This window comes from Nitrospira moscoviensis (genome assembly GCF_001273775.1).
Taxonomy (GTDB): domain Bacteria; phylum Nitrospirota; class Nitrospiria; order Nitrospirales; family Nitrospiraceae; genus Nitrospira_D; species Nitrospira_D moscoviensis.
This window is the reverse complement of sequence record NZ_CP011801.1, coordinates 2,176,157-2,197,215: the sequence shown is the minus strand read 5'-3', so window position 1 is coordinate 2,197,215 and position 21,059 is coordinate 2,176,157. Positions and strand designations below refer to the sequence as shown.

Below are 21,059 nucleotides of genomic sequence, written 5' to 3'. Positions count from 1 at the left end.
TCGACCATCCTCATCCGCGGTCAGATTTCTTTCCGCACTTCCCTCCGCTCGATCTGTTCCAGCAGCTCGGCCTGCTCCTGGCAGGCGACGCAGCGGCGCGCGAAGGGCAGGGCTTGCAGCCGGGCTTCGCCGATCGGAGTCCCGCAGTTTTCACAGATTCCGTAGAGGCCCTCGTCCAGGCGGCGCAGCGCTTCATCGATCTGGTCCCTGACCCGGTTGCGCGACTCCAGGAGGGAGATGCGCTGGTCGGCGGTGCTGCTTCGGAGGGACATGTCTTCGCTGTCGGGAACCGATTCGTCGCGCAGCCGGCTTTGTCCCTCCCGATAGGCGGCCAGCGACCGGTCGATCTCCTGCTGCACCGCCTGCCGCCGCTCCAGGAGCATGCGGCGCAATCCTTCCGTACGCTGATCGTCGGCCGTCCGGCTCATACCGTCTTTGCCGCGCCTATTTGAGAATCATCACTTCGGTCGCCTTGATCGCGACCAGCACGGAATCATCCACTTGCAGGCTCAGGTTACGGGCCGAGGCAGCGGTGATCGCCGCCACGATGTCGAGCCCCTGGACGTCCACCGTGACTTCCGCCATGACGGTCCCGTGTTTCACCTCGGATACCCGCCCGGAAAATTGATTTCTCGCGCTCAAGCGTCGGCCCGATTCGACCTCGGGTGCACCGGCCCGTTTATCCGCGGGCTGAGATCGCATGATCATGCTCCTTGGCTGCACCACTCGGCGGCGATGCGCCCCGTTCGTCTCACCGGCCGGCGGTTTTCCGGCGGGTCCCCGGAGACTTGGGTTTGCGATTCCGCCCTTTTCCAATCACGGATTCCCCCCGCGGCGGCACGCGCTCCTGTTCCCGCTGCTCACGCTCCAGAGGGGCGTTCGTGATGCCGGTCGCGCCTTTCCGTTTGGGCGGCATATTCCCTCTGCCGGTCACGCCGCCATTGAGGAGGCCAGATCGCTCCGCCGCTTGACGATTTCAGCGCCGAGTTTCTTCGTGTCCAGTTTCAGCTTCGCCTCGGGGAACAGCACGTCTTCTTCCTCGCCGACGTGGTCGATCACCGCCTCGCGCAGCTCCATGAGCCGATCGCGGTATTGATCGCTGGAGGGTTCCAGCCTGCGCAATTCCTGGATCAGCTCCTTCATGGCTTTGTGATCCTCGTACGCCAGCGTAATGATGTCTTCGCCTTCTTCTTCGGTGTCCTGGTCGAGCTCGACCGCTCCGGCTGCGGTCTCTTCGTCTTCATCTTCCTCCTCGGAGAGGTCTTCGGCGTCCAGCGCCTCGCTGTCGTCCGCCTCCAGCTCGGCGATCTCCTTGAGATCGGCTTGCTCGCGGAGAGCCGGGTAGAAGAGCTCCTCTTCGATGGCGGTATGGATGTCGAGCTCGTTGAAAATCTGTTTGGCGAGAGACACCTGATCCCCGCCGGAGGCCGATTGATACTGTTTGAACAACGCCATCACCTTCTCGTGATCGGCCTTCAGGATCTCGACGGCATCCTGCTCCTTCGGGGCCGAGCTCTTTTTCCGGGAGCCGCCGCCGGATGCTTTGTGTGACGATTGTCTAGGCATGCCTGTCCTCCTTCAGAATATCGGCCGAAATGCGACGCCCGGCGGCGTCACCCGTTGACGACGGTGCCGCCGTTCGGATGCAACACCTGGCCGGTCATGTACGAGGCGTCGTCCGACGCCAGAAACACGTAACTGGGCGCCACTTCCTCCGGCTCTCCCGGCCGCCCGAGCGGGACGTCGGCGCCGAACGATGTGACTTTCTCCTCGGGAAACGTGGAAGGGATCAGCGGCGTCCAGATCGGTCCCGGCGCGACCGCGTTCACCCGGATTTGCTTGCCGGCCAACGACTGGGAGAGCGACCGCGTAAAGGAGACGATGGCGCCTTTGGTCGACGAGTAATCCAGCAGATGCGGGCTGCCTTTGTACGCGGTGACCGACGTGCTGTTGATGATGGCGGCCCCTTCGCCCAAATGGGGGAGGGCCGCCTTGGTCATAAAAAAGTACGAGAACATGTTCGTGCGGAACGTCCGTTCCAACTGATCGGCGGTGATCTTCTCGATCGTTTCCTGGGGATGCTGCTCAGCCGCGTTGTTGACCAACACGTCGAGACGGCCGAGTTCCCGGACGGTCCGCTCCACCGACGCGCGGCAGAACGGCTCGTCCCCGACGTCTCCGGCCAGCGCCAGGCATCGGCGGCCTTCCTGTTCCACCATCCGTTTGGTTTCTTGCGCGTCTTTATGTTCGTTGAGATAGACCAGCGCGATGTCGGCACCTTCCTTGGCAAACAAGACGGCGACGGCTCGTCCGATGCCGCTGTCCCCCCCGGTGATGATCGCCACCTTGTCCTGCAGCTTGGAGCTGCCGCGATAGGGCCGCGCCGCGGCTTTGGGCCGCGGCGTCATGTCCGATTCGATTCCCGGTTGCCGTTCCTGCTGTTGCGGCGGCTTGGTCTGCTTCTTCTCCGGCATGGCCCCTCACTTGTTCGTCTGAATCATGGCCTCTTCAATACCGTCGTCTCAGCGGCCTCCACTCGACCCTCCGGACCCGGTGCCCGACCCTCCGGGACCGCCGCCCGGCATGCCGGACCCGGTTCCACCGGGAGCCTGTGCCATGCTTCCGGAGCTCGTCCCGCCGCTCTGGTGCGGCGGCGTTGTAGAGCCCGATCCGCCGGCCATCCCGCCGCCGCCCGATCCGAGGGATCCCTGTGGCTGGGAGCCGCCGCTTTGACCGCTCATTCCACCGGACCCTTGGCCTGTTCCCGACGATCCCGACGGTCCTCCGCCGCTGCCGGCGACGAGAACCGTCACGCCGCGCTGGGCGGACGCCGGCTGGGCGCCGATTGCACCGGCGAGCGCGAGGCCTGCGCCGGCGATGATGATGCTCGGCAACATACGCGTGTGGGACATTGCGATCCTCCTCTGGTGTAGGACGTCAGTGTGTGTGCGACACAGGCTGCAAGACATAGACCGATAGCCGGCCGGGAGGGAACTGAATGAAACCGCTCTGCCAAAAGCCTGGTATTCGGCCCGTGGGGTTTGATTTTTGGTCGGCATTGCCTGATCGCCCGAGAGAATCGCCCCGAAAGGCGGCGACATAGGCCGGTGCTACGCCGGACATTGTGTCTCATGCCGGACATCTGTTCCGAAAGCGGATCCGACGATCGTGAGGAGGGCAATCCTCTTTTCCCGCGGGGAAGAAGGGACGCAGGCCGGCGTCAACCGCGCCGGCCCGCGCCGTGGTCGACTGACTTCGCCAAACCGACGACTGGCAGACCGACCGGCTGAACCGATCCCATGTCGGTTTCTCCCGATGGTGGAAGAAACTCGACGACGGACGCATCGGTGATCTTGTTCACGCGACCGTAACCGTCGATTTCCACCGTCACCCGCGCGCCGACGGACAAATTCTCAAAGAGATGCGGTTTCGTCACTTCGAAGAAAACGGGTTTCCCCAAGTCCGTCGTGACCAGCCCCTTGCCGCTGGCCCAATCGAGCTTGGTCAAGGTGCCCGTCACAACTTGCGACTGTGCTCCGGTCCCTTCCGCCGGCGCGCCGGCGTCGGCGGCCGGTGCGCCGAGCAGGAGCACCAGTGCGGTCAGCCACAACCAGGTCGTGCGTCCCATGGCGGCCTCCTCTCCGATACAGGCGGCTCAACTGCCGCCGAACAGCCCCCCGATTCGGACCGTTGTCCTACAGCCCGCTTGCGCCAACGCGTCTCGAATTCATCCAACCATGCGGGACGGAGGCCTGCCACTGCGGGACTCCCCAGTTCCCCGCCGCTCCTCACGACGGCGGCATCCCCGGCGGCGGAGGAGTGGGCGCGGGCGGAGGAATCGGGCCCGATGGTGGGTTGGGATTCGGTGGGTTCGGACGGGGATTGGTCGGCTTCGGCGTGGGATCGGTCGGTCCGGTGCCTTGGCCAGGCCGTGGGTCCGTCACGTCCGCAGAGAACATGGCGGACCCGAGCAACGACAGCACACAGAGACTCTGGACCAGCCGTCCTTGCCGCATCATCGGCTCGACGCGGATCCGTGTCCTTGCGATCCGCTTTCCTTGTCTCCCTGTTTGATCGCGACATCGGCCATCGTGATTCCTCCCTTCTTCCTTACGCCGCAGCACCCGCCATTTCCCGGCAGATGGACGCGCAACGCCGGCATTCTTCCGCACAGGGTCCGCACAGCTCATGATGGGGCGCATGCTGCTCGCAGGCTTCGGCGCAGGCATCGCAGACGTCCGCGCACAGGCGGCACAGAGATTCCGCCAGCGGCGAGAGGCGGTTCATCCAATTGACCGACAGGGAACAGATGTCGGCGCATTCCCGGCACAAGCGGATGCACCGGGCCATCAGTTCCCGGTCTCCGTGCGGCTCCATCCCGATCATGTCGTCGCTGCAGGTGTTGCAGATGCCCGCACAGCTCTGGCAGGCCGAAATGCACATCTTGTATTGCTCGGTCATGGTTCGGTTGTTTTGATGCATGGTGCTCCTCCAGCGGTGGTTCGATATGGGTTTTTTGTGCAAAGAGCGGACCGATCGGACATTGACCACGATCGAGCCCACGCCGTTACGAAATATAACTTTCGCGGATGGATTTCCGGCCGGCGTACATCATCACGATCCGTTTCGGGACATCTTGTCTTCCTCCGCGCAACTTGTACGTCCTTCGACTAGGCTCAGGCCAAGCCCAGTCGCTGCAACTCAGCTTCGACCGTGGGCGGAATCACGTGGCGCCTGCGCAATATCCAGGGCAGCCCGGCCAGCGCTTCCCGCAAGGCCCACGATCGGGAACTCATGTCGGACTCGCGCCCCATGAGCCGCAGCGTCCGGCGCACGGCTGATGGAACAGTCAGCCTGAGCCAGGCGCTCCACACCGCATTACGAAGGAGGCAGCTCCGGCGCCCTCCGGGCTCGCGCAGGGTGGAGGGGCAATGGTGGACGACAAGGTCGCTTCGATAGGCCATTTCCCATCCGGTTGCGGCCAAGTCCCAGGCGACGAGCGTTTCTTCCCCGCCGATGAAAAAGCGCGGCTCGAAGCCGCCCACCTGAAGAAACGCCGTGCGGCGAACGACCGAGGCGCCGGCTAGGAACCCCAGGATCGGCAGGCCGGGCACATCATCCCGTGGCGGTAAGGGGCTCTGCGCCATAGACCGGCTCGTCGGATCGATCTGCTCGCGGGAGCCCACGAGCACGGTCCCGGTCAGGACCGCAAGACGCGGCGCGCCGTCCAGCAGAGCGCCGGCTCGCGCGAGCGACCCGGGATGCCACCAGGTATCGTCGTCGCAGAGGGCGACGTAGGGAGTCGAGGCTGCCGCAATGCCGGCATTCCGCGCCGCGGCGCCGAGGTTCCGGTCGAAGCGGATCGTGCAGGCCTGCGGGAATTCCGAGGCGACGGCGGAAGGCGTACCATCGGTGGAACCATTATCGACGACGATCAGCGGCGGGCGTTCGGGAAGCGACGACAGCCGGTCGAGTGTCCGCAGTACTTCCGCCCGTCGGTTGTACGTCAAGACCACCGCGGTGACTCGCGCGTCGGGGCGTTCTCCGGCTTGATGCAGAGGTGGGTGATGGGTGATGAGCGGACTGCGGGGAACCGCGATGAGGGGCGTATCTCTACGGTCCGGGCGAGGATCCGGCGGTGTCGCGTCTGTGAATGGATAGGGGCTCACGGTTTCCTTCAGCGGTTCCACGCCACCCGCCAATAACGTTCGGCGGCGAAGGCGTCGGCATAGCCGGGACGTCCGTGGCTGAGCAGCGCGCGTAGTTGAGAGCGGTAGCACTGCACCGCCTGCATCTTGCGCGGCGACGGAGAACGAACGGGGAACGAGACTGGCGTGATCGCCGCCCCCTTGGCCTCCAAGCTGTGCAGTCGTTGTGCCGTCAGTCCCGGAATACGGCGGTAATTCACGTCCTCGTAGAGGACCCACGTCCGGTCCCGGTGGTCAAGGGCCACCTCCATCGCCGCCTCATGGACCGTGCGATGGTCACGATGGAAAAGGCCCAGCGGAACGACCAGCGCGGCTGGTTGCCGAGCCCGGATCAATCCGTCCAACGCCCGTCGCACGTCCGCGTCGGCATGGGATGAAGGGTATTGATCGTCGAGGAAGTCGAGCCACTGCGGCGTTGCGCCCAGGAGAGACAAGGCGGCCAGATCCTCCGCCCGTCGCGCACCCATCACATCGTCGCCTGCCTGGAAGCCGGCGGCGCGGTCCCATTCAGTCAATGGGGCGCCGGCCGGCGGGCATCCGGCAAACACGGTCGCGACCACCGAGCCGGGATGCGCCTCCAGCATTTCCCCGCAAGCCAGCACGGCATCGTCGCAATGCGGCGACAGAACCAAGAGGTTGCTCAACGGGGCAGGCAGCATAGAGAAGTGATCAGTGATGAGTGACGAGTGATGAGCCGACACCCATCGTTCTTCACTGATCACTCATCACTCTTTTCACCGGACGGCCTCCACGAACAGGCTCTCCCGTTCGCGGTTGTCGAGTGAGACGATCTCGGCATAGGGGCTCATCGTCTGGCTGAACGAACAGCGGCGCACATCGTGGAATCCCGCGCGCGCCAGCATCTCCGCAATGAAGCCATACGTCATCGGCGTGCGCACGGAGCCGTACCAGACAATCTGGGTGATCAGCTTGGCGCCGATGTCTTCCGCATCGCGGTCCGGCACGTAGAAATAACGGTGGTCGCCGGTGAAGTAGGCGAGCAGAGCCTTGTCCAAATCCGGAAGCCCGAGGCGCAGGACGCCGCCGGTTCTTAAGACACGGTGCAGCTCGACCAGCGCCGGCAGCAGATCGGGATAGGCCATATCTTGCAGCACGTGGATGGCCACGAGGCAATCAAACGCTTCCGACGGAAGCGGCATGCCCCGCCGGATATCGCAGGCCACGTCCACGCCCGGACCCTCGTGCAGATCGACATTGATCCATCCGGCCGCGGCGCAGCGTCCGCACCCGACATGGAGCCTAGCGGGGGCGAGGGGCACGAGGTGAGAGGCTTTAAGAGTCGCGTCCTCCTCGCCGTTGGCCTCCGGCCCCTGGCTTCGTGCCGGTTGTTTACAAGAAGGCGACACGGTATTTAATCGCTCCCCGCAAGCGCCAATAGACCGCCACCGGCGGAATCAACGCCGACGTGACGACCATCTCCGCCACATGCGCCGCCCGGCGGGACGTGCTCTTCAAACGCTTCGCGCAGAACTGCCCGACGCTCGCCGTCCAGACCATCAGCGACGGCCCGAGCAGCCAGAGCGATTCCACCGTCCATCCGGCCGCGGCGCCCAGCAAGGCGGCGGCGTTCGCATAGTAGTGCCAAGGCGGCGACGCTTGAATCCAAAGGCGGTAGAGCGCCGGGTGTTTCTTGAAGAGCAACGCGTTGAACAGGTTGTTGCGCTGCTGCCGGATGCTGATGCCCCACGAGGCGGGACGCACCGGATGCACGACCACGGCGTCGGGAACTTCGACGAGCTGGTGCCGCGCTTCGAGCAAGGCGAATTGCAGATCGCTGTCCTCTTGCCAGGCCGCCGTGAACCGCTCGTCGAATCCGCCGACGGCGTGCAGCGCCGTCTTCCGGTAGAAGCAGTTGGCCGTGGCGCAGGGCGCGTCCTCCAGGCCCGCGGTGTTCCGTTCGTAATCGGTCGGCTCATCGGGAATCGGCACTACAATCCGGCCCCAGGCACCCGAAACGGCGGAATCGGCGAACGCGGCGCAGCCGGCTTCCAACCACTCGGGCAGCGGACGGCAATCGTCGTCGGTGAAGGCGATGATCCCGCCGCGGGCGGCCCGCCACCCGATGTTGCGCGCGACGGCCGGACCGGATCGCGGCGCGGGGCTCGTCAGATAACGGATGATCGGTCGTGTCCCCGCCTCGGCCCATCCGAGCACCTCCCGCCTGGTCGCGTCGTCCAGGCCATCATCCACGACCACGAGTTCGTACCGCGTCCGGTCCAACGTCTGCGCGCACAGCTCGGTGAGGCAGCGGCGCAGGAGTTCGGGCCGCCGGTACGTCGGCACGACGACCGATACGAGAATGTCGGACGGGTGCTTCGTATTTATCGCCGGCCAGGCCGGCTCTTCCCCGGTGGGGTACATTTTCAACGTCCCTTTTCCAGCAAAAAAGACCCGATCACCAGCGCATCCAGCGGCGCCGTGTAAAACGCCTCGACGGCGTCGCGCGGCGTACAGACGATCGGCTCGCTGCGCGTGTTGAACGACGTGTTGATGAGCACCGGGACGCCGGTGCGGCGTTCAAACGCGCGCAAGAGGTCGTAGTAACGCGGTTGCCGATCCCGGGTGACGGTCTGCACGCGCGCGGTGCCGTCCACATGGCGGACGGCGGGAATCCGGTGCGCCCGGTCCGGGAGCACGTCGAACACGAACAGCATGAACGGCGACCGGCCGCCCTTCACAAACCAGTCGCCCGCCGACTCCTCCGGCACGACCGGCGCCACCGGCCGGAAATCCTCGCGGTCCTTCAACCCGTTCATGCGCTCCTGCATGTCGGGCGTGAGCGGCGACGCCAGGATCGACCGGGCGCCGAGCGCGCGCGGGCCCCATTCCATCCGGTCTTGGAACCAGCCCACGATCAGGCCGTCCGCCAAGAGCGCGGCCGTCTCCTCCGCCACGTCGCTCAGGCGCCGGTACCGCAGTTTGGCGCGGCGCAAAAAGGCATCGATGGTCTCGTCGTCATACGAGGGGCCCAGCAGCACATCCTCCATCACGTAGCTGCGCGCCTCGGGAAAATCGCGCATCCGTCCGTCGATCCAGAGGGCGGCACCCAGGGCGGTGCCCGCGTCGCCGGCGGCGGGCTGCACCCACATGTTGGCGAACGGGCTCAGGTCCCGCAGGCGGGCGTTCATCACACAGTTCAGCGCCACGCCGCCGGCGAGGCAGAGATCCGGCAGCTTCGTCGTCTCGTGCAGCCACTGCGCGAGCCGGAGCACGGTATATTCGAGCACCACTTGCAGGGAGCGCGCGAGGTCGTAATGGCGCTGCTCGATCGGCCCGCCGGGCACACGGGGCGCGCCGAAGCGCTCCTCCCACTCCACCGGCTGGATTCGATACCGGCCCTCGCCCTCATACCGCACCACGTCGTGAAACTCGTCGAGGTAGACGGGCTTTCCATAGGAGGCCAACGCCATGACCTTGTATTCGTCGGAAGAATGCAAGAAACCCAAGTGGCGCGTCAGCTGTTCGTACAGGAGACCCAGCGAGTGCGGCATGTCCACCGTGCCGAGCGGCGCCACACGATGGCCCGCGCCGGACCAATAGCTCGTCGTGGCCCGTTCGCCGCGGCCGTCCAACGTCATCACGGCGGCGCGGGAAAACGGCGAGGGGAGAAAGGCGCTGGCCGCGTGGGCGAGGTGGTGCGGCACGAAGTGCCACCGGTACGGTCCCTCCGGCGTCGCGCCGCGAAACCGCGCGCGCAGGTGATGCGGCACACCGTCGGCCAGATGGCGCGGGGCGTTCACGATGTAGGAGAGAAACAGCGGCTCCCACGGCGACTCCCACTCGCCGGAGGGCGGCTGCGCGCTGGGCTCCAACGGCAGCGTCACCGTCGCGTCGCGTCGGCCGCCGAGCGTGATGAAGGGATCGAACGAATAAGCGACATGATCGACCTGGCGCAGCTCGATGCCGCCGGCTTTCAGGCAGTAGTCGATCGCGTGAAAGGGCAGCTCGTACGCGCTGAACGGGATCGGCCGTTTGCCGTGCTTGATGCGGGTAAAGCGCTCCTCTTCGGCGGCCGCGAGGACCACGCCGTCTTTGACCAGACAGGCCGCCGGATCGTGGAAGGCGGCGTTAATGCCCAGGGTATACAAGGGGCAACTCCTTCGTGGCGGCTGTGCCCGCCGTCTCGCCCATCAGCTCCCGCGCCGCGCGCACGACTTGTTCCGGCGTCACCAGTCGCAGACAGTGATGATGGCCTTCCGGGCAGAGGCTCTTATGGCAAAACTTGCACGGCACGTCGTGGAACAGCACGCGCTGCGGAACCATCCACGGGTGGTGCTGCGGATTCGTGAGGGCGTAGAGATCGACCACGGGCGTGCCGACGGCCGCCGCGAGATGCACGGCTCCCGTATTGTTCGAGATGAGCAGCGGCGCGCGCGACAGCAGGGCGGCGAACTCGCCGAGCGATAGCTCGCCGGCCAGTGAATGGCAGGGTGCGCCGATCGACGACTGAATCCAGCCGATCAGTTCCCGCTCCGGCTCGGTTCCCGTCAAGACGATTCGCCAGCCGCTTTCCCTCGCCAGGCTTCGGCAGAGGGCCGCGAAACCCTCGGCCGGATAGCGGCGCGACTCGGCGGTGGCGCCCGGGTGGACCACGACCCAGGGGCCATCCCCTATCGTGAGATCGGACAGAAGCCCGTCGATACTGTGGACACACTCCTCCGGCACGCTGACGGACAAGCGCCGTTCGGCGGTCTCGGCTCCGACGGACGCGGCCAGATCCAGTTGCCGCTGCACTTCGTGGCGGACACCCAACTCGGGCTCCGTCTCCTTCACCCAGTGCGTCAAGAGATGATAGGGATTCTCGCGGCAATGGGCGAGGCGCAGAGGGATCTCGGCCAGGTAACAGAGCAGCGAAGCCGGCAGCGGGCTCTGGCTATAGACCGTGAAAATGGCGGCGGCGTCGAACCGCCTGGCGCGTAACGAGCGGATGAGCGCCGTCTCCTTGGCGCTTCGTTCGCGGGGGAGACTGGCTTTCATCCAGGGCGCTTCGTAGACGAGCACCTCGTCGACCTCGGGCAGCAACCGCCCCGCTTCGGCGCCCGACGGCGAGGTCAGCAGGGTGATCCGGCGCGCGGCCGCCGATTCCTTCAGCGCCCGCATCGCCGGGCCGGTCATCAACACGTCGCCCAGCTGGTCCAGGCGGACGCACAGCACCTCCCGGGCTGCGGACCAGCCTTCAGTCATCGTCCGCCTCCTGTGAGGTCGAGAGCCGGGAGGAAGCCGAGGAGGGCGCATTCACGATCAGCGCGGCGGCGTGCACCATCCCGTCCGCCAGGTAATCGGGCCAGCGCGTTTCGTTCATCTCCCATTCCGTTTCGTTTCCGTGGTCGAGCAGCACCGTGCGGCATCCGGCCCATCGTCCCGCTTCGACGTCATGCAAGATGTCGCCGATCATCCAGGATCGGTCCAGATCGATCCCCAGATCCGACGCGGCGCGGAGGAGAAGCCCCGGTTTCGGTTTGCGGCACAGACACTGCACGGCATAGGACGGCACGATCCCCTCCGGATGGTGCGGGCAATAATAGAATCCTGCGAGAGGAATCTGCCGCGCCGACAGCGCCAGGCGAAGGCCTTGTTCCATGTGCTTGACGTATTCCTCGGTAAAGAGCCCCTGAGCCACGCCGCCCTGGTTGGTCACCACCACGAGGAGATAACCGGCCTGATGGAGCAACCGCAGCCCATCCACGACACCGGGCAGCACATGCACCGTCACGGTGTCTCCCACGACCGGCACGTTTTCGATCAGCGTCCCGTCCTTGTCCAAAAACACGGCAGGACGTTTGTCAGTGTTAACAGGCATGGATGAACGGTCTATCTAGTTTCTTTGGTCTATCTGGTCTATCTGGTCGGCCCCCTCTCCCTTCCCTCTCCCCCGTCGCGGGGGAGAGGAGAGGTGAGGGGATGCTTTCAGGGCCAGCTTGTCTCTCGCATCGGAATGACCATCACCTCCGGCACCACCGTCTCGGCCGGCAACTGCAGAAGACAGCGGATCGTGTCGGCGACGTTCCGCGGGTCCTGCAACAGGCCCGGATCGAGGTCGGGAAAACGGTCCAGCAGGAACGGGGTCCGCATCCCGCCGCTGACGACCGCGAGCACTTTCACTCCGAACGGCCGCGCTTCCACGTGCAGCGCGTGGCTGAACCCCAGCAAGCCCCATTTGCTTGCATGGTACGCGGAGGCGTTGGCCCAGGCGCGTTTCGAGGCGGTGGATACGATATTCACGATATGGCCGGAGCGCCGCTGCTTCATCGCCGGCAGCGCCAGCCTGGACAGCACAAACGGGCCGGTGAGATTGGTGGCGATGATCCGGTTCCATTGCTCGGGTGTCAATTCTTCGATCGGCACGGTGCGGTCGACCGCGGCGTTGTTGACCAGGATGTCGACGCGGCCGAACCGCTCGGCCGCCCGGCGTAACGCCGCGTCGGCCTGTCCGGCGTCGGTTACGTCGACGGCGACGGCCACCGCCTCGACGCCTTCATGGCGCAGTTTCTCCGCCATCGCCTCGGCGCGCTCCGCCTGAAGATCCGCCACCACGATGCGGGCCCCGGCTTCTCCCAGCGAGCGGCAGATGGCTTCGCCCAGACCCTGCGCTCCACCGGTGACGAACGCGACTGAACCGTTGAGTGGCTGCTGCATAGAGACCTACTTTCTGGCGCTGCGGGTCACCACCATCCGTCGGGTGCCGCGTGGCTTGCTGCGCCGTGGTAATTCCCAGATGCCGCGCGTACCGGACACGCGCAACAACCGGTTGCTGGGCGCCTCGAGGCGGCGCTCCACGATCGCACTCAGGGCATGCATCAGGAAGATGTGGAGGTGCTCGACCGCCGGTCGCTGGTCGCTCGGCACATGCAGGACGACGTCCGCGCCGCGGGCGCCCTTGGCGCCATTGCGCGCGAGCAGGACGATGGACCTGAGTCCGCGCTCATGCGCCGTCGCGAGGGCGGAAGCCAACAGGGCGCAGGGTTCGTCGGCGCTCACGGCCATGAGCACGTCGCCCGGTTGTCCGAAGAGGTGAATGCGCCTGGCCAACCCGCCGTCCGTGTCCGATCCCGAGGCCGAGAAGTCCTCCTCGGCGCTGACGTAGAGGGCGGGGAGGCCCGGACACTCGGCGGTCCGCGCCGACCGTCCGAGGGACCAGGCCAGATATTCGGCGCCCGGCCGGCCGTCGCCGACGCCGCAGGTCAGCACCTTGCCTCCGGCGGCGAAGCAATCGCTCAGCAGACGGGCCGCTTCCAAGAGCGGCGTCCGGAGGCGGCGCTTGGCTTCGTGCAACGCCTCCGCGGCGTCGTCGAACGTGCGGTCGATGAGCGCCAGGTGGTCCAGCTCGGCCCCGCGCTCCGGCTGGTGGGCGCTCAACACTTGCTCATAGAGCGCCGCCAGCCCTGTGGCCACCTTGTTCCACGTAAACAGATCGTTCACCCGTTGGACGGCTTGGCGTCCGAAGACGCCGAGCAGTTTCGGATGGGAATAGAGATGCGCGAGCTTGTCGGCCAGCGCGTCGGGATCGTTGGGAGGCACAAGGTAGCCGGTTTCGCTGTCGCGGACGGTGAACTTGATGCCGCCCACGTTGGAGCCGATCACCGGCGTGCCGCAAGCCATCGCCTCGAGGGGGGTGATTCCGAAGGGCTCGTACCAGGGTGTGGTGACGAAAATATCGGCGGCGCTGTAATAGTATTTGAGCTGATCGCGCCCTCGGCGGCCGACGAAGGCGATGTGGTCGGCCACGCCTTCGTCGACGGCGATCCGGCGCAGCCGCCCGATTTCTGGCGTGACGGCGGGATCGGGGTCGTCGGATTCGCCCCCCACGATCAGCAAGCGCGCCGGCGTGCGATGCCGGCGCACGAGGCCGGCGAACCCGCGAATGGCCGTGTCGATGCCTTTGCGCGGCACCATGCGGCCCACGTGCAGGATCACGCGTTCGTCGGGGCGCAGTCCGAGCGAAATGCGGGCGATGGGCTTGCTAATCGGCCAGAGCTCGGCCGGATCGAACCCGCAGGGCACGACGGTGATTTTGGCGGGATCGGCGTTGTACAGGCGGATCAGATCCTCTTCGTCCTGCGGGGCCTCGGCGACCAGATGATCCGCTTCGGCGATGATCCGATCCTCGACCGCGAACCGCTCGTCGGGAAATTCGTCCGCCTGCCGCTGGTGCTGGCGGCGCACCCGGCCCAACGCATGGAACGTGATGACGAACGGAATCCCCAGCCGGCGCTTCACCTCGGCGGCGACCAGTCCCGACATCCAGAAGTTGGCATGGACCATGTCGTACGCGTTGCGCTGGCAGCGGCAAAAGCGGACCATGTAGTCGGTAAATTCCGTCATGTGGGGCAGCAACTCTTCTTTGCGCACGAAGCGCGGCGGCCCCGCCGGCACATGCACGATGCGGACGCCGTCGACCCACTCGGCCGTCTCCGGCAGCACGTCGCTGTCGCGCCTTGTGAATACGTCGACGTCGTAGCCGAGCGCGGCCAGCGCCTTCGCGACCTGGCCGACGTACAGGTTTTGCCCGCCGCAATCCACCCCGCCGAGCACGCTCAAGGGGGACGCGTGTTCGCTGATCAGCGCGATCTGCCGGTTCATGACCGCGCCTCCGTCGGGGCGGCGTCCCATCCGACGGACGCCGCGGTTCGCCTGCTCCGGCTCGCCACAAACTCGGTCAGCGTCCGGTCCCATCCCTGCGTGAACCGGTCGATGCCGAAGCGGGCCTGTGCGGCCCGTCGGGCGCCGGCGCCGAGGCGGCGCGCGTCCTCCGGGTTGTCCAGCAAGTGCCGCATCCGGCGGATCAGGACGTCCACATCCGTGTCGATGTACCCCGAGACGTCCTGTTCGATCACAGTCGGCGCTTCCGTGGTCGCCAGCGCGACGGGCGGCACTCCCAGCGACATGGCTTCGCACAGGGCCAGGCCCAGGCTGGTGTAACGGATGGGATGGAACACAAAGCGGTACCGGCACATGAGCGCCGGGAGCTCGGCGTGCCCGATGTCGCCCAGCCCGCCGGCCGCGGCGGAATCCATGCCGACCAGATCGAGCGGCACCCGGGCGCGGACATAGTCGAACAGATCGGCGCCGAGGCGCCGCCCGCGGCGGTGCAGGTGGTTGACGACGACCAGCCCTTTCGCGATCTCGCCGGTATAGGTCAGACCGCTGGGCACCAGCACGCCGTGTTCGATGACGCGGGTCGGCGTCCGGCGGCTGTTCCACATGAGGCGGTTGAAGTGAGTGACGTGCACGAGCAACATCTCGGGATCGTCCACCGGATGGCACGTATCGGTCGGATGGTCCTGCGGCGGATCGTGCTCGAGGTAGATCTTGGGCAGCGCCCGCTGCGCCGGCGTGAGCAGCTCGTATTGATCCACCAGGTACTGGCTCTGCGATTGAAACAGGATGCAGTCGAGGTCGGCGCCGGGCAGATCGTCGAGCGCGATGTCGCTGACGTTCGGCGGCCAGGGAAAGCCGGGCGCGCACCCGGCATAGCCGGGTCCCGTGCGGCCGACGGGCAACACGAACTCGTGCGGCGTTTGGCTCAGGTAGTAGAGATAGTTGCCGTGCACATGCCAGGTCAGCACGCGCAACCGGCGGCGGCCGGTGTTGCGCCACCTCGACTGCGGAGCGGATACCCTGTGCGAGGCGTTCCGATCCATGGCCTCCGGTGCGCACCCCGGCCGCAAAAGCTTGCCCGCCTCCGCGACCGCGGACTGCGGCGCAGTGTGGCGTCCGATCAAGACGCGGTGCAGCCGGTGATCGAGCGGACTCCAGCGGATCGGGTCCGAGTTGATGCAGACGATCACGCTCGGCACGCGCAGCGCCGCCGCCATGTGGGAGACACCGGTATCGTTGGAAATCAGGAGCCGCGCTCGGCTCATTACCACACCCAAGGAGCCGAGCGTGGTGCGCCCGACGAGATTCACCGGCCGGCTCTGCATCCCCTGCATCACGGCCTCGGCGAGAGCCTGCTCGGAGGCCGTGCCAGTCAACACGACCGTGAGTCCCTCAGCTGCCAGCCGATCGGCGACGCGGGCGAAATTCTCCGGGGCCCACCGATTCGACGGCCGGCGCCCGCCCGGATGGAGACATGCGTAGGGCGTCGCGGCCAACACGGTCGCTTCGTCCAGGCGCCGCAGCTCGGCTTCGTCCTCGGCGGTGAGCGGGAACTCCAGTGCATCGTCCTCGGCGGGAATGCCCAGGAACGCCATGAGCCGTAGGTGGCGCGTCACTTCGGGCAGCCCTTCCGGATAGGCCATGAACCGAGTGGGGTCGGGACAAAAGTCGGGCGGGGCGTAATACCCGGCGCTCCGCGCGCCTCCGCACAACGTCACGATCTCGTTGGCGTAGCGGCCGCTGCCCTGCATTTGAAGGAGACAGTCGAACCGCCGGTTCTGCATCGCCGTGAAGAACGCGGGGATGCGGTCGATCGCCGGTTCCCGCTCGGGCAAGCCGGGGAAGCCGGGGAATTCGATGAATTCGTCGAGATACCGATGGAAACGCGCGACGAACTCCCGCGCCCACGGAAGACCGATCAAGGCGATGCGCGCTTCCGGGTAAGCCGTGCGCAAAGCGCGCCACGCGGGGACGGTGCAGAGAAGATCGCCCAGCTGCAAGGCTCTCAGCACGGCGATGCTCCCGGCCCGGCCCAAACGTGTCTCGCCAGTGGGATGAAGCACTGTGGATCGTCCTTTCGTCGTGATGCCCGGAGGAGTAAGACGTCTGCCGGCGCGGCATCCGCCGGCCGCGTCCGTCGGCGCGCCGGCTTCTGTCCCGATCAGCGGGCGCGTCGGCGCGTCCCGGCCTGGCGCGCACGCGATGCCCGGGCGGCCGCGGACTTCGACGACCCGCTCCGCGTGTTGCGGCGCGGGCTTGGTTCCGGTTGCGGGGGCGCCTCGCCTTCCGCGCGGTCTGTGCGGGTCTGGTAATCTTCCGACGAAGCCGGGTTGAGCTCCCAACGCCGCTCGTCGCGTTCGGCCATCTTGTCGCCGAACTTCAGCGGTTCGTTATCCTGATATTCAATGCCCACGGCCTTGCCGACTTCATCGACAATATCCTGATCCGGCGTGGGATTGGATCCGCCGACCGTCTCGGTTCCAACGTCGGCCTGCTCCCATGCGGCATCCATATCACCACCGGATAAGACGGGCGAACGGGCGGTGTAGGGGCCCTGCGGGTTTTCGATGGACGACACGGGCTCGGTTCCGTCGTCCCGGCTTGAGTCCTCGGTGCCGCCCTCATAGTAGTCGCGGATCACCTGATCGGCGTCACGCACGTCTTCGCGTTTCTTGCGCGCCATCGGCCATGACCTCCCGGAGAAGCGTTGTGCTGGGTGGCTGCAAACGACGGACCGTCTCCGCCGGTGGCCGGATGAAGAAGAAAGACGGGGAAAGGCGCATTTTTTTAGGGGATCCACCGTGCGCCTGTGATGGAAGGACGGACAAGGTGTCCTGGGTCAGACAACGTGTCTATGTGAATGTCTTAGGGAAACCCCTAAATACCAGCCAGGCTGAGATGGAATGCAAGCGGGAATCGGATACAGGCAGCGAGGAAGGATGGCAGGCTGAGAGCAAGTTCCAGTGGTGCGCCCGGCTGGAATCGAACCAGCGACCCTCAGCTTAGAAGGCTGATGCTCTATCCAACTGAGCTACGGGCGCAGAAAGTCGGTGTGTTTATCCGCGTGCACGGCATCCTCCAGAAAAGACGACACTGGAGATTTTACCCGCGGACAATGATGACAATAAGGCGATGAAGAGTCCGCGGCACGAGTAAGCTTGGTTTGGTCGGGGCGAGAGGATTTGAACCTCCGACATCCTGCTCCCAAAGCAGGCGCGCTACCGGGCTGCGCTACGCCCCGACGAGGCTCTGCCACTTATACCGCAACCTTGTGATGGAGTCCAGGCAGGCACCGCTACGTGCGCGGCGGAGGAAAGAGGCTATTTCTTGCTGTAGCGCATCCGCGTGCCGTGCAGGAGCGACAGCTCGATTTCGGAGGCCGTCAGTTCGGCGGGAAACAGCACCCCGGAGATCTTGCAGGCGTTGATGCTGGCGCCGTCGAGAAGGGCGCGGCTCAGGTCGACCCCGCGCAGGTCGCTCTGGCGGAAATAACAGTCGCTGAAATCCAGGCCGTCCGCTTCCAGCCCCCGCAGATCGAGCCCTCGCAGGTCGCAGCCCCGCAGGTCGCACTTGTCGCCGGCCGCTCTCTTGGCGTTGAACTCCTTGATGCAGCCTTCGCGCAGCAGGAGATACATGGGATCGTTGGAGATGTGGAGCTTGGGTCGCGGCGTACTGTCCATGGCGGCCTCCGAGAGCTATGGTTCCGTCCCTCTTGTCGGTCGGACAGGGCCGGATCTTGAGCCCCTGCACCCCTTGCACCGGCGGCGGGCGGCACAGTATCGTAGCGGCAGTCAGTGCTTCGATGACAATCATTCATAACGGATAGAAGGAGGGCGTCATGGCACTACGATTGGGAGACGAAGCGCCGAACTTTACGGCGGAGACCACGGAAGGGACGATCAATTTCCATGAGTGGCTGGGCAACAGTTGGGGCATCCTGTTTTCGCACCCCAAGGACTTCACGCCGGTCTGCACGACCGAGTTGGGCACCGTGGCGAAGATCACTCCGGAATTCCAGAAGCGGGGCGTCAAGGTCATCGCAGTCAGCGTGGATCCGCTGGATTCCCACAAGGGCTGGATCAGCGACATCAATGAAACGCAGAAGACGACGATGAACTATCCCATCATCGCCGATCCGGATAAGAAAGTGGCGAATCTCTACGACATGATTCACCCAAACGCACTCGACAACATGACGGTGCGGTCGGTCTTCGTCATCGGGCCGGATAAGAAGATCAAGCTGACCTTGACCTATCCGGCATCATGCGGTCGGAATTTCGATGAATTACTGCGAGTGGTGGATTCGTTGCAGCTCACGTCAAAGTATAAGGTCGCGACTCCGGCCAACTGGAAGGACGGCGAAGATTGCATCATTACGCCGGCCGTCAATGATGCGGAAGCGAAGACGCTCTTTCCCAAGGGCTTCAAGACCATCAAGCCGTACTTGCGGTACACGCCTCAGCCGAACAAGTAGTCGGCGATCGGCAACCGATGAGGCGGGAGTCCGGATGACGGGCTCCCGCCTTTGCTTTCGTGGGACGCCGATCTACACGAGCAGAAGGCCGGCACGGCGAAGTCGTCTCCAGGCTGGAGTGTTGAGGAAGGAATTGAACCGGCTTGCGCCGCCCGGAAACCCGGCCAGTACATCGCGAACGCGGGGATAGTGGCCGGCTCGACTCTCCGTGGGAGTCGCCTGTCGAATGAGATCCTGAAGCCAATTAGTCCCCTCGCGCGGAAGCTTTGGATAAATCTCTCGGTTCAGAGGCGCTTCCCCTAACCACACCAGCCGCCGCTCCACGGTCGGATCGTCACGGATGAGCCGCCGCTCCAGTAGCGTCTGTACCCAGGCGGGCGAAACGCGCGGGCGGGGGACGTGCTGCTCGAACCACTCGCGGACATCCAGCGTAAGACCTCGGCCTTCCAGAAAATTCAACATCGAGCGGCGCAAGCCTTCGCCGAGCCAATCCGGCGTGTCGCCCGCTTCGTCGCGATGGCGCAAATCGTTCTCCGCGAATCCTCCGAACCGCGGCCCGAGAATGCGGATGCCGTTCGCGTTCGGATGGAGGCCGATCGGACTATGGGCCGTCGCGGTGAATCGATGCCAGAACGCCGACTGGACGAGGTCGGCGGCGAAGAGCTGGCGGACACGCTCCAAGGAGTCCACGGTTTCCTGAAGCGTCTCAGACGGAAACCCATACATCAAATAAGCATGGATCAGGATACCCGCCTCACGAAACGCGGCCGCGACCAGGACGGTCTGATCGACCGTGATCCCTTTCTTCATCTTCTCCAACAGGCGGTCCGATGCCGCCTCAAGTCCGGCAGTGACGGCGATGCAGCCCGACGCGGCCAACAGCCGGCAGAGGTCCGGCGTAAAGGCTTCTTCGAAACGGATGTTGCCCCACCAGCGGATCCGAATGCCGCGCTCCAACAATCCCAATGCCAGCGCCTTCAGACCAGCGGGCGGCGCCGCTTCATCGACGAAATGAAAATCCCGGCGGCCCGTTTCGGCGATCAATTGCCGGATCTGTCCGATCAGCCGATCGGTCGGCGTGAGCTCATACCGGCCGATGTAATCGAGGCCGACGTCGCAGAAGGTGCATTGCTTCCAATAGCATCCGTGCGCGACGGTGAGTTTGTTCCAGTGGCCTTCGCTCCAGAGCCGATGCATGGGATTGGTGCTGTCGAGAATCGTCAGGTAGCGGTGGAGCGCCAGGCCGCTGTAGGTGGGGCAACCGACCTCGTCCATCGAAAAATTGCGCACCGTCGGATCGTCCGCAAAGCGGGCGCGACCATCCTCGCGGTAGAACGTCCGGCACAACCTGTCGCGTGCGCGCTCCCCCTGCAGGTGCTCGATCAACGACAGCAGCGGCCGCTCGCCGTCGTCCAGCGTGATGAAGTCGACATACTCGAAGACGCGGGGGTCATTGACGCGCCGCAGCTCGGTGTTGGCGTAGCCGCCGCCCAGCGCGACGGCGATATCGGCTCGATGACGCTTGATCGCCTGCGCGATCCGAAAGGCTCCGTACAGGTTCCCGGGAAAAGGAACCGAGAGCCCCACCAACTGCGGTTTCACCCGGTCGACGTGTTCCCATAGCGACTCGAGCATCAGCCGATCTGGGAGGGAGAGCGGCTCGGCCAACGCCTTCTCAAGAGCGTCGAAGGACGACGCGGACCGCGCGATATGCTCGGCGTAACGGCTGAGCGCGAAGTGCGGGGACACGACCGCCTGCACCAGATCGGCGAGGTCTTCCAGATAGAAGGTCGCCAGCTGCTTGGCCCGATCTTCCGCCGATACCGGTCGCCGGAACGGCGTCCGTCCGCTGAACCGCGGTCCGCGGGGCAATGTTCCCCGCTGTGCCAACGTTGCCGCCAGGGAGGGTTTCCGGCCCTGCAGAAACTCGATCACCATGTCGATGGTCTCGAGGTAAGCCTGCCGCGCGTTCAGCATCCTGCGGGCTTCAACCGGAAGGCGCTCTTCATGCCGGCCGACTTCGTCGAACAGGGTCCGGAGTCCCGGACGACTGAAGAGGCGCAACACCATCTCGATACCGATATCGGCCTGCTCGCAGGAGACGCCTCGTGACCGGAGAAAGCCGGTAAGGTAGGCGGTGGAAGGGTAGGGGGTATTCAGTTGCGTAAGAGGAGGAATCAGGAGGAGGACGCGCGGCCGGGCCATGCCAGGGAGATACCATACCGCCTGCGCGCAATGCTATGTGCGGTCAGCGGGAC

23 protein-coding genes and 2 tRNA genes are annotated in these 21,059 nt (G+C 65.3%); 1 reads left to right on the top strand and 24 read right to left on the bottom strand.

The window, feature by feature from the left end; all coding sequences use genetic code 11:
• Positions 1–20: 20 nt before the first annotated feature.
• The 23 genes from NITMOv2_RS10875 to NITMOv2_RS10775 all read right to left on the bottom strand — a co-directional run bounded on the left by NITMOv2_RS10875 (position 21) and on the right by NITMOv2_RS10775 (position 18,007).
• Positions 21–428 (bottom strand): TraR/DksA family transcriptional regulator, encoded by a 408-nt coding sequence (locus tag NITMOv2_RS10875; RefSeq protein WP_053379883.1) that lies wholly within the window; start codon positions 426–428, stop codon positions 21–23.
• 16 nt (positions 429–444) lie between these two features.
• The gene (locus tag NITMOv2_RS10870) at positions 445–702 is read right to left on the bottom strand and encodes a TOBE domain-containing protein (protein WP_053382063.1); all 258 of its coding nucleotides are present in this window, start codon (positions 700–702) and stop codon (positions 445–447) included.
• Between the two features lie 49 nt (positions 703–751).
• Positions 752–916, bottom strand: a complete 165-nt coding sequence (locus tag NITMOv2_RS23890) for a hypothetical protein (RefSeq protein ID WP_187299432.1) — start codon at positions 914–916, stop codon at positions 752–754.
• A 14-nt stretch (positions 917–930) separates the two neighbouring features.
• Positions 931–1,566: a hemerythrin domain-containing protein gene (locus tag NITMOv2_RS10865; RefSeq protein WP_053379882.1), complete on the bottom strand. Its 636-nt coding sequence runs from the start codon at positions 1,564–1,566 to the stop codon at positions 931–933.
• A 47-nt stretch (positions 1,567–1,613) separates the two neighbouring features.
• Positions 1,614–2,474: an SDR family oxidoreductase gene (locus tag NITMOv2_RS10860; RefSeq protein ID WP_053379881.1), complete on the bottom strand. Its 861-nt coding sequence runs from the start codon at positions 2,472–2,474 to the stop codon at positions 1,614–1,616.
• Between the two features lie 48 nt (positions 2,475–2,522).
• On the bottom strand, positions 2,523–2,912 hold the full coding sequence (locus NITMOv2_RS23885; protein WP_187299431.1) for a hypothetical protein: 390 nt from the start codon (positions 2,910–2,912) through the stop codon (positions 2,523–2,525).
• A 308-nt stretch (positions 2,913–3,220) separates the two neighbouring features.
• Entirely contained in the window at positions 3,221–3,628 is a 408-nt protein-coding gene (locus NITMOv2_RS10850; protein WP_053379879.1) for a hypothetical protein, read from the bottom strand.
• A gap of 160 nt (positions 3,629–3,788) precedes the next feature.
• A complete protein-coding gene (locus NITMOv2_RS24460; protein ID WP_145976277.1) occupies positions 3,789–4,019 on the bottom strand; it encodes a hypothetical protein in 231 nt (76 codons plus the stop codon).
• Positions 4,020–4,110: 91 nt separating this feature from the next.
• The gene (locus NITMOv2_RS10845) at positions 4,111–4,482 is read right to left on the bottom strand and encodes a four-helix bundle copper-binding protein (RefSeq protein ID WP_202967353.1); all 372 of its coding nucleotides are present in this window, start codon (positions 4,480–4,482) and stop codon (positions 4,111–4,113) included.
• A gap of 194 nt (positions 4,483–4,676) precedes the next feature.
• Positions 4,677–5,576, bottom strand: a complete 900-nt coding sequence (locus NITMOv2_RS10840; protein ID WP_145976501.1) for a glycosyltransferase family 2 protein — start codon at positions 5,574–5,576, stop codon at positions 4,677–4,679.
• A 101-nt stretch (positions 5,577–5,677) separates the two neighbouring features.
• Positions 5,678–6,367: a PIG-L deacetylase family protein gene (locus tag NITMOv2_RS10835; protein ID WP_053379878.1), complete on the bottom strand. Its 690-nt coding sequence runs from the start codon at positions 6,365–6,367 to the stop codon at positions 5,678–5,680.
• Positions 6,368–6,442: 75 nt separating this feature from the next.
• Positions 6,443–7,075, bottom strand: a complete 633-nt coding sequence (locus NITMOv2_RS10830; RefSeq protein WP_145976276.1) for a class I SAM-dependent methyltransferase — start codon at positions 7,073–7,075, stop codon at positions 6,443–6,445.
• Entirely contained in the window at positions 7,059–8,090 is a 1,032-nt protein-coding gene (locus NITMOv2_RS10825; protein ID WP_083447936.1) for a glycosyltransferase family 2 protein, read from the bottom strand. The genes NITMOv2_RS10830 and NITMOv2_RS10825 overlap by 17 nt, the downstream gene beginning before the upstream one ends.
• A 2-nt stretch (positions 8,091–8,092) precedes the next feature.
• A complete protein-coding gene (locus NITMOv2_RS10820; RefSeq protein ID WP_053379876.1) occupies positions 8,093–9,817 on the bottom strand; it encodes a carbamoyltransferase family protein in 1,725 nt (574 codons plus the stop codon).
• Positions 9,798–10,913, bottom strand: coding sequence for a glycosyltransferase family 9 protein (locus tag NITMOv2_RS10815; protein WP_053379875.1), 1,116 nt, complete (start codon positions 10,911–10,913; stop codon positions 9,798–9,800). Before NITMOv2_RS10815 ends, NITMOv2_RS10820 begins: the two co-directional genes overlap by 20 nt.
• Positions 10,906–11,529 (bottom strand): D-glycero-alpha-D-manno-heptose-1,7-bisphosphate 7-phosphatase, encoded by a 624-nt coding sequence (locus tag NITMOv2_RS10810; RefSeq protein WP_053379874.1) that lies wholly within the window; start codon positions 11,527–11,529, stop codon positions 10,906–10,908. Before NITMOv2_RS10810 ends, NITMOv2_RS10815 begins: the two co-directional genes overlap by 8 nt.
• Before the next feature lie 107 nt (positions 11,530–11,636).
• Complete coding sequence (locus NITMOv2_RS10805) at positions 11,637–12,365, bottom strand: SDR family oxidoreductase (protein ID WP_053379873.1); 729 nt, start codon at positions 12,363–12,365, stop codon at positions 11,637–11,639.
• A gap of 6 nt (positions 12,366–12,371) precedes the next feature.
• Positions 12,372–14,309, bottom strand: coding sequence for a glycosyltransferase (locus NITMOv2_RS10800; RefSeq protein WP_083448358.1), 1,938 nt, complete (start codon positions 14,307–14,309; stop codon positions 12,372–12,374).
• Entirely contained in the window at positions 14,306–16,390 is a 2,085-nt protein-coding gene (locus tag NITMOv2_RS23465) for a glycosyltransferase family 9 protein (RefSeq protein ID WP_145976275.1), read from the bottom strand. Before NITMOv2_RS23465 ends, NITMOv2_RS10800 begins: the two co-directional genes overlap by 4 nt.
• 98 nt (positions 16,391–16,488) lie before the next feature.
• Positions 16,489–17,010: a DUF6335 family protein gene (locus NITMOv2_RS10790; protein ID WP_053379872.1), complete on the bottom strand. Its 522-nt coding sequence runs from the start codon at positions 17,008–17,010 to the stop codon at positions 16,489–16,491.
• 281 nt (positions 17,011–17,291) lie between these two features.
• A tRNA-Arg gene (locus NITMOv2_RS10785) sits at positions 17,292–17,368 on the bottom strand.
• A 123-nt stretch (positions 17,369–17,491) separates the two neighbouring features.
• Positions 17,492–17,568: transfer RNA gene (locus NITMOv2_RS10780), tRNA-Pro, on the bottom strand.
• Positions 17,569–17,647: 79 nt separating this feature from the next.
• Entirely contained in the window at positions 17,648–18,007 is a 360-nt protein-coding gene (locus NITMOv2_RS10775) for a pentapeptide repeat-containing protein (RefSeq protein ID WP_053379871.1), read from the bottom strand.
• Between the two features lie 158 nt (positions 18,008–18,165).
• On the opposite strand from NITMOv2_RS10775, the gene NITMOv2_RS10770 reads away from it, so the two are divergent.
• Positions 18,166–18,801: a peroxiredoxin gene (locus NITMOv2_RS10770; protein ID WP_053379870.1), complete on the top strand. Its 636-nt coding sequence runs from the start codon at positions 18,166–18,168 to the stop codon at positions 18,799–18,801.
• Between the two features lie 72 nt (positions 18,802–18,873).
• Here NITMOv2_RS10770 and NITMOv2_RS10765 read toward each other — a convergent pair whose 3' ends face one another.
• Complete coding sequence (locus tag NITMOv2_RS10765; protein WP_053379869.1) at positions 18,874–21,006, bottom strand: B12-binding domain-containing radical SAM protein; 2,133 nt, start codon at positions 21,004–21,006, stop codon at positions 18,874–18,876.
• Between the last annotated feature and the right edge of the window lie 53 nt (positions 21,007–21,059).

Coding starts and splice junctions, on each gene's coding strand:
- NITMOv2_RS10805 (WP_053379873.1), bottom strand. CDS start 12,365: ATGCAGCAGCCACTCAACGGTTCAGTCGCGTTCGTCACCGGTGGAGCG.
- NITMOv2_RS10875 (WP_053379883.1), bottom strand. CDS start 428: ATGAGCCGGACGGCCGACGATCAGCGTACGGAAGGATTGCGCCGCATG.
- NITMOv2_RS10870 (WP_053382063.1), bottom strand. CDS start 702: ATGCGATCTCAGCCCGCGGATAAACGGGCCGGTGCACCCGAGGTCGAA.
- NITMOv2_RS24460 (WP_145976277.1), bottom strand. CDS start 4,019: ATGATGCGGCAAGGACGGCTGGTCCAGAGTCTCTGTGTGCTGTCGTTG.
- NITMOv2_RS10800 (WP_083448358.1), bottom strand. CDS start 14,309: ATGAACCGGCAGATCGCGCTGATCAGCGAACACGCGTCCCCCTTGAGC.
- NITMOv2_RS10765 (WP_053379869.1), bottom strand. CDS start 21,006: ATGGCCCGGCCGCGCGTCCTCCTCCTGATTCCTCCTCTTACGCAACTG.
- NITMOv2_RS10810 (WP_053379874.1), bottom strand. CDS start 11,529: ATGCCTGTTAACACTGACAAACGTCCTGCCGTGTTTTTGGACAAGGAC.
- NITMOv2_RS10865 (WP_053379882.1), bottom strand. CDS start 1,566: ATGCCTAGACAATCGTCACACAAAGCATCCGGCGGCGGCTCCCGGAAA.
- NITMOv2_RS10835 (WP_053379878.1), bottom strand. CDS start 6,367: ATGCTGCCTGCCCCGTTGAGCAACCTCTTGGTTCTGTCGCCGCATTGC.
- NITMOv2_RS10775 (WP_053379871.1), bottom strand. CDS start 18,007: ATGGACAGTACGCCGCGACCCAAGCTCCACATCTCCAACGATCCCATG.
- NITMOv2_RS10845 (WP_202967353.1), bottom strand. CDS start 4,482: ATGCATCAAAACAACCGAACCATGACCGAGCAATACAAGATGTGCATT.
- NITMOv2_RS10790 (WP_053379872.1), bottom strand. CDS start 17,010: ATGGCGCGCAAGAAACGCGAAGACGTGCGTGACGCCGATCAGGTGATC.
- NITMOv2_RS10825 (WP_083447936.1), bottom strand. CDS start 8,090: ATGTACCCCACCGGGGAAGAGCCGGCCTGGCCGGCGATAAATACGAAG.
- NITMOv2_RS23885 (WP_187299431.1), bottom strand. CDS start 2,912: ATGTCCCACACGCGTATGTTGCCGAGCATCATCATCGCCGGCGCAGGC.
- NITMOv2_RS10815 (WP_053379875.1), bottom strand. CDS start 10,913: ATGACTGAAGGCTGGTCCGCAGCCCGGGAGGTGCTGTGCGTCCGCCTG.
- NITMOv2_RS10770 (WP_053379870.1), top strand. CDS start 18,166: ATGGCACTACGATTGGGAGACGAAGCGCCGAACTTTACGGCGGAGACC.
- NITMOv2_RS23890 (WP_187299432.1), bottom strand. CDS start 916: ATGCCGCCCAAACGGAAAGGCGCGACCGGCATCACGAACGCCCCTCTG.
- NITMOv2_RS10860 (WP_053379881.1), bottom strand. CDS start 2,474: ATGCCGGAGAAGAAGCAGACCAAGCCGCCGCAACAGCAGGAACGGCAA.
- NITMOv2_RS10850 (WP_053379879.1), bottom strand. CDS start 3,628: ATGGGACGCACGACCTGGTTGTGGCTGACCGCACTGGTGCTCCTGCTC.